Source organism: Streptomyces sp. NPDC006655 (assembly GCF_040703965.1).
Taxonomy (GTDB): Bacteria; Actinomycetota; Actinomycetes; order Streptomycetales; family Streptomycetaceae; genus Streptomyces.
Genome location: NZ_JBEYJU010000196.1, coordinates 1 through 6,702, shown reverse-complemented (window position 1 = coordinate 6,702; position 6,702 = coordinate 1). Strand labels below are relative to the sequence as shown.

Sequence of the window (6,702 nt, the reverse complement as noted above, 5' to 3'; positions counted from 1 at the left end):
TCTCCGCGGCGTCGCGACGCCCGCCACCCCGCACGCCGATCGCACGCACCGAACGCCGCTCCTTCTCCCACGGAGATCCATCAGAAGGGCCCTAGACGGGCTCGTCGGGCCGGTGCTTGCGGCTCAGTCGCGCAGCGGGGTGAGCAGCATCCGGCCCGCGAGGCCGACCGCCGCGTCCAGGCGTTCCGCGAACTCCTCGGCCAGGCCCTCGAACCGGCGCAGCGCCCACAGCGCCCGCGCCGTCGACCAGGTCGCCTCCCGGGCCCGCTCCAGGCTCCAGGAACCGAGCAGATGGGTCAGCGGGTCGGCAATCTGCAGCAGGTCGGGACCCGGCATCAGGTCCTCCCGGATCCGCTCCTCCAGGGAGACGAGGAGGTCGCCCACGCGGTCGAACTCGTCCTCCAGCTCGGCCGGTTCGCAGCCGAGGGTACGGCAGGCGTCCACCACGGCCAGCGCGAGGTCGTGCCCGATGTGCGCGTTGATGCCCGCGAGGGCGAACTGCAGCGGTTGTACCCCCGGATGGCGCCGGAACTGGAACAACGGCCGCCAGCAGGCCGGTGGACGGTGGCCCGCGGCCTCCGCGTCCACCGCCGCCAGGTACCGCTCGGCGAACCGCACGTCCAGCGTCGCGGCGGCTCTCGGGTCCCCGAACCGACCCGCCTCCAGGCGCCGTTCGACCTCCTCCGTGACGGCCAGGTAGACGCGGTTGAACACCGCCACGCCGTCCCGCCGGGGGAGGCCCTCGTCCAGGGCGCGCATCCGGGAGACGACGGTGTCGACCGGAGCGGTGAGGTGTTCCAGCTGCGCCATGGGGGAAGGGTCCCAGCCCCGGGCCGGCGCACGGGCCGACGGGCCCGGCGCTTCCCCGGAACGGGGGAACGCCGGCCGCCGGGACCCGTGCGCGCCGTACGCCTAGGGCCTGGTGTCGTCGTAGGAGCTGGTGCCCTCGTCGAGCAGCGGTTCCTGCGACTTGAGGTGGGCCGGGGCCATGGCGCGCAGCGCGTGGTAGCCGGTGATGACGACCAGGGTGCCGAGCGCGATGCCGCTGAGGGAGAAGGTGTCGGTGAACTTCATGCTGACGTTGCCGACGCCGATGATGATGCCCGCGGCGGCCGGGACCAGGTTCAGCGGGTTGCGCAGATCCACCTTGGCGTGCAGCCAGATCTGGGCACCGAGCAGGCCGATCATGCCGTACAGGATTACCGTGATACCGCCGAGCACGCCGCCCGGGACGGCGGCCACGACCGCGCCGAACTTGGGGCAGACGCCGAAGAGCAGCGCGAAGCCCGCGGCGGCCCAGTAGGCGGCGGTGGAGTAGACGCGGGTCGCGGCCATCACGCCGATGTTCTCGGAGTAGGTGGTGTTGGGCGGGCCGCCCACGGCGGAGGAGAGCACCGAGGCGGCGCCGTCCGCGGAGATCGCCGTGCCGAGCCTGTCGTCCAGCGGGTCGCCGGTCATCTCGCCGACGGCCTTGACGTGTCCGGCGTTCTCGGCGACCAGGGCGATCACGACCGGGAGGGCGACCAGGATCGCGGACCACTGGAAGGACGGTCCGTGGAAGGTGGGCAGCCCGATCCAGTCGGCCTTGCCGACGCCGGAGAGGTCCAGGCGCCAGTGGTCGGTGACCTTGCCGCTCGGGCTCATCGAGTGGATCCGGCCGAAGATCCGGTCGAGGGCCCAGGACAGGACGTATCCGAAGACCAGGCCAAGGAAGATCGCGACCCGTGACCAGAAACCACGCAGACAGACGACGGCCAGACCGGTGAACAGCATCACCAGCAGCGCCGTCCACTGGTCCTGCGGCCAGTAGGTGGCGGCGGTGACGGGCGCCAGGTTGAAGCCGATCAGCATCACGACGGCGCCGGTCACGATCGGCGGCATCGCGGCGTGGATGATCCGGGCGCCGAACCGCTGGACGGCGAGCCCGATCAGGAAGAGCACGGCGCCGACCACGAGGGTCGCGCCGGTGATCGTGGCGCTCGTCCCGCCCTGCGCGCGGATCACCGCGGCCACCCCGACGAACGACAGCGAGCAGCCGAGGTAGCTGGGCACCCGGCCGCGCGTCGCCAGCAGGAAGATCACGGTCGCGACGCCGGACATCATGATCGCGAGGTTGGGGTCGAGGCCCATCAGGACGGGCGCCACGAAGGACGCGCCGAACATGGCCACCACGTGCTGGGCGCCGAGCCCCACGGTGCGGGGCCAGGAGAGCCGTTCGTCGGGGCGTACCACCGCTCCGGGCGCGGGCGTACGCCCGTCGCCGTGCAGTTTCCAGCGCACGCCGAGATCCATGGTGGGGCTTCGCTTTCCTTGTACGTGAAGTCGGTCCGGACCATTGTCACGGCTACCTGGCGGCCCTACGCTCACACGGTCCTACTCGTGAACCTCGTTCACATTGCTGAATAGGCGATCGGAGTGCTCGATGAGTGGAAGATCCCGCGCGGCCGTCGTCCTGACGGCACTCGCGGCCGTCGCGGCCGTGCTCGCCCCCTCCGCCCACGCGACCGCGAGGACGGACCGGGTGCCCGACACCGCCGTCCTCGACGGCGCCCGCCTCCAGCGCACCAGGGCGGCACTCGGCCACGGCGACCCGCGACTGCGCCGCGCCGTCCAGGACCTGACCGCACGCGCCGACGCCTGGCTGGACCAGGGCCCCTGGACGGTCGTCGACAAACCGAAGCCCGCCCCCGGCGGTGACGTGCACGACTACCTGAGCCAGGCGCCCTACTGGTGGCCCACCACCACACCCACCTCCGGCAACCCCTGGGGCTGCCCCTACGTGCAGCGCGACGGTCAGCGCAATCCCGAGGTCGACAGCGGCACCGACCGCCAGGACGTCGAGAAGGTCTTCGACTCGACGTACGACCTCTCCCTGGCCTGGTTCTACACGGGCAGGCGGGCGTACGCCGAGAAGGCCGGGCAGGTGCTGCGCACCTGGTTCCTGGACCCGGCGACCCGGATGAACCCGAACCTGAACCACGCCCAGTTCATCCCGTGCAAGTACGACGGCCGGTCGATCGGCATCATCGACTTCTCCCAGTCGTACACGAGTGTGGTCGACGCGCTCGCCATCCTCGGCACCGGGGCGCCCGGCTGGAGCGCCGCGGACCGGTCCGGCATGCGGAGCTGGAACACGGAGTTCCGGGACTGGCTGGAGAACAGCGCCTTCGGCAAGGAGGAGGGCGCCGCGGCCAACAACCACGGCACCTTCTACGACATGCAGCTCGCCGCCCTCGCCTACGCGACCGGCGACAAGGCGCTGGCGAGGAAGACCGTGCTGGACGCGCGGGCGAAGCGGATCGACCCGCAGATCGCGGGCGACGGCAGCCAGCCGCAGGAACTGGCCCGCACCCGGAGCTGGCACTACTCGGCCTTCGACCTGGTCGCCTATACCCGGCTCGCGGCCATCGGCCGGCATGTCGGGGTGGACCTGTGGGCCTACCGGGGGCCCGCCGGGCAGGGCCTGTCCAAGGCCGTCGACTATCTGCTGCCCGCCGCGACCGGCGCCGCCGCCTGGCCGCACCCGGAGCTGGAGTTCCACCGCTACGCCGCGACCGACGTCGTCCACGCGGCGGCCGACGCGGGCGACAGGGCGGCGCAGCGAGCGGTCGGGCAGCTGGAGGCACCGCCCGGCGGCGACCTCTGGGCTCTGCGGCCCGCCGCCGAGCAGCTGGACTCGATCGCGGGCTGAGAGCCCCTTCCCCGCCGGGGCTCCTGAGCACCCGCTTAGGATGGAGTGTCCCCACCACTCCGTCCCCGTGCTCAGGAGCCCCATCCGTGACCGCCGACGCCCCGACCGCCCCCGCCCTGTCCCACGGCCGGCTGATCCCCGTCACCGTCCACTTCGACGACCTGGACGCGCTCGGGCTGCTCCACAACGCCCGCTACCCGGTGATGGTCGAGCGGGCCTGGGCCGAGCTGTGGCAGGAGCACGGCTTCGCCTTCGAGGGCGACTGGGCCGCGGCCGAGGACGCCTGCAACGCGGTCAAGGAACTGCGCATCGGCTACGAGGCACCGGTCACCCGCCCCGGCGCCTACGCCGTCCACCTCTGGCTGGAACGGCTCGGCACCACCGGCCTGACCTATGGCTTCCGGTTCTGCTCGGAGGACGGCACGGTCACCTATGCCCAGGGCACCCGGGTCCTGGTCCGGCTGGACGCCGATACGCTGCGCCCGGCTCCCTGGAGCGAGCGGTTCAGGGCCGTGGGCCGGGAACTGCTTCGACCCGGGAGCTGACCTCCGCCCGGACCGCGCGTTCCCCGGACCGCAGCACGCCCGCGAACGCCACCAGGCCGAAGGCCAGCGCCGTGACCAGGCCGAACGACACCACCAGGCTGGTCGCCTGGGCCACCCCGCCGATCAGGCTCGGGGCGACCAGCCCCGAGGTGTAGGTGATCGTCGCGACGCCCGCTATGGCCTGGCTGGGGTTCGGGCCCGCGTGTCCGGCCGCCGCGAAGCACAGCGGCACGACCACCGCGATGCCGAGGCCCATCAGCGCGAACCCCGTCATCGCCACCGCCGGATGCCCCGCGAGGACGATCAGCAGCCCGCCGAGCACGGCCAGCACCCCGCCGCCGCGCACGGTACGCACCGCGCCGTAGCGGTTCACCACCGCGTCCCCGCTGATCCGGGCGATCGCCATGGTCAGCATGAACCCGGTGGTGGTGGCCGCCGCCAGCCCGGCGGAGCTGTCCATCCGGTTCTTCAGGAACACCGCCGACCAGTCCAGGCTCGCCCCCTCGGCGAACACCGCGCAGAAGCCCACCGCGCCGATCAGCAGGGCCGACCGGGGCGGCAGCGCGAACCGCGGCGGCGGCTCCTCGTCCGCCTCCGGCCTGAGGTCCGGGACCCAGCCGGCGGCCAGCATCCCGAGCAGGGTCAGGGTGGCCGCCGCCAGCGCGAAGTGCAGCCGGGCGTCCGAGCCCAGGTGCGCGGCGAGGGTGCCGGCCGCCGAGCCGATCAGGGCGCCCGCGCTCCACATGCCGTGCAGGCCCGACATGATCGACTTCCCGAGCCGCCGCTCCACCTCCACGCCGAGCGCGTTCATCGCGACGTCGGCCATGCCCGCGCTCGCGCCGTAGACGAACATGGCCAGGCAGAGCGTGTACATGTTCGGCGCGAGGGCCGGCAGCACCAGGGCCAGCGTCCACATCGCGATCAGGCCGCGCATCGCGGTACGGCTGCCGAAGCGGTGGCTGATCCGGCCCGCCAGCGGCATCGAGCACGAGGCGCCGAACGCCCCGAAGGCGAGCGCGAAGCCGAGCTGTCCCGCGCCCAGCGAGGCGTGGTCCTGGATCCACGGCACCCGGGTCGCGAACGAGCCGGTGACCGCACCGTGCACGGTGAACACGGCCGCGACGGCATGGCGCGAGCGACTCACCTCGCCCTGCCCGTGGTCCACGTCTTCCATGGTCCCGCCCTCCCCGGCCGGTTGCCGCCCCGCTGTCCGCCGTAAACTATCAGGGACCCTGCCTGATAGATAGGGAGCGAAGTGGCCTTCCCGGGCCGCCCGTTCTGGGAGGATGCCCGTCATGCCCGCATCACCTAGTACCGCCCGGGCCATCAACGACCGGCTCGCGCTGGGCCTGCTCCAGCGGGAAGGTCCGCTGACGGCAGGCCAGTTGAAGCAGCTGACCGGGCTGTCCCGGCCGACCGTCGCCGACCTGGTCGAACGGCTCAGCGCGTCCGGCCTGATCAGGGTGGTCGGCGAGTCGGGCGAGCAGCGCCGCGGGCCGAACGCCCGGCTGTACGGGATCGTCGCCGACCGCGCGTGTCTGGCCGCCCTCGACGTGCGCACCGAGAGCGTCTCGGTCCTCGTCTCCGACCTGGTGGGACGGGTGCTCGCGGAGGGGGCGGTGCCGGTCGGCCCGGAGACGGGGACCACGGCCGCCGTCGAGCAGGCGGTGGGGCTGGTGGAGCGGGCGGTGAAGGAGGCGGAGGCCACCGGAGGGGGGCGGCTGCACACCGTCGGCATCGGGGCGCCCGGACTCGTCGATCCGGCGACCGGCGAACTCCGCGACTCCGCGCAGCTGCCCGCCTGGCACCGCCGCCTGGTCGCCGTCCTCCAGGAGCGTTTTCCCGAGGCCCGGGTCAGCGTCGAGAACGAGACCAACCTGGCGGCCCTCGCCGAGCAGCGGGAGGGCGTGGCGCGCGACCGGGACACCTTCGTCCTGCTCTGGCTGGGCGACAGCCCCGGTGCCGCCGTCGTCCTGGACGGCAGCCTGCGCCGGGGGGCCTCCGGCGGCACCGGCGAGATCGGCTTCCTGCCGGTCCCGGGCACCCCGGCGCTCCCGTCGGCGACGGACTGCTCGGGCGGCTACCACTCCCTGGTCGGAGCGGCGGCGATCACGGAACTCGCCGAACAGTGCGGGATGGCGTCGTTCGACACCGCGGCACAGGCCGTGGAACTGGCTGCCCGAACGACGACCGACGACAGCGACACACCCCCCAGGCGCGCGACGAACGGCGCCCCGGACCCCCGACCGCTGCCCCGCCCGACCTTCCGAACCGACGCCGACTCGGCAGCGCCTCCCAGGGACGCGGGGAACGGCGCGAGCGGCCACGACGTGACCGCACCCGACGGCCGTACGGTCCGCCCGTCGGGCTCCCTTGTCGACGCCGATGTGTCAGCGCCCGACAGGGGTGCGGGGAACGGCGCGAGCGGCCACGACGTGACCGCACCCGACGGCCGTACGGTCCGCC

At 73.1% G+C, this 6,702-nt stretch carries 6 protein-coding genes; 3 read left to right on the top strand and 3 right to left on the bottom strand.

What is annotated here, in order from left to right; genetic code table 11:
• Window positions 1-123: 123 nt before the first annotated feature.
• Both AB0958_RS44105 and AB0958_RS44100 read right to left on the bottom strand, forming a co-directional pair.
• A complete protein-coding gene (locus tag AB0958_RS44105; RefSeq protein WP_366896118.1) occupies window positions 124-810 on the bottom strand; it encodes a DUF5995 family protein in 687 nt (228 codons plus the stop codon).
• Between the two features lie 102 nt (window positions 811-912).
• Entirely contained in the window at window positions 913-2,292 is a 1,380-nt protein-coding gene (locus AB0958_RS44100; protein ID WP_366896117.1) for a solute carrier family 23 protein, read from the bottom strand.
• 130 nt (window positions 2,293-2,422) lie between these two features.
• On the opposite strand from AB0958_RS44100, the gene AB0958_RS44095 reads away from it, so the two are divergent.
• On the top strand, window positions 2,423-3,691 hold the full coding sequence (locus tag AB0958_RS44095; protein ID WP_366896116.1) for an alginate lyase family protein: 1,269 nt from the start codon (window positions 2,423-2,425) through the stop codon (window positions 3,689-3,691).
• A gap of 86 nt (window positions 3,692-3,777) precedes the next feature.
• Window positions 3,778-4,236, top strand: a complete 459-nt coding sequence (locus AB0958_RS44090) for a thioesterase family protein (RefSeq protein ID WP_366896115.1) — start codon at window positions 3,778-3,780, stop codon at window positions 4,234-4,236.
• Here AB0958_RS44090 and AB0958_RS44085 read toward each other — a convergent pair.
• Window positions 4,196-5,410, bottom strand: coding sequence for an MFS transporter (locus tag AB0958_RS44085; protein WP_366896114.1), 1,215 nt, complete (start codon window positions 5,408-5,410; stop codon window positions 4,196-4,198). The two genes, AB0958_RS44090 and AB0958_RS44085, sit on opposite strands and share 41 nt — an antisense overlap.
• Window positions 5,411-5,531: 121 nt before the next feature.
• Between AB0958_RS44085 and AB0958_RS44080 the strand changes: the two genes are divergently transcribed.
• Window positions 5,532-6,702, top strand: a 1,171-nt coding sequence (locus AB0958_RS44080; protein ID WP_366896113.1) for an ROK family transcriptional regulator, incomplete at its 3' end; no start/stop codon positions are given.

Coding starts and splice junctions, on each gene's coding strand:
- AB0958_RS44085 (WP_366896114.1), bottom strand. CDS start 5,410: ATGGAAGACGTGGACCACGGGCAGGGCGAGGTGAGTCGCTCGCGCCAT.
- AB0958_RS44095 (WP_366896116.1), top strand. CDS start 2,423: ATGAGTGGAAGATCCCGCGCGGCCGTCGTCCTGACGGCACTCGCGGCC.
- AB0958_RS44100 (WP_366896117.1), bottom strand. CDS start 2,292: ATGGATCTCGGCGTGCGCTGGAAACTGCACGGCGACGGGCGTACGCCC.
- AB0958_RS44105 (WP_366896118.1), bottom strand. CDS start 810: ATGGCGCAGCTGGAACACCTCACCGCTCCGGTCGACACCGTCGTCTCC.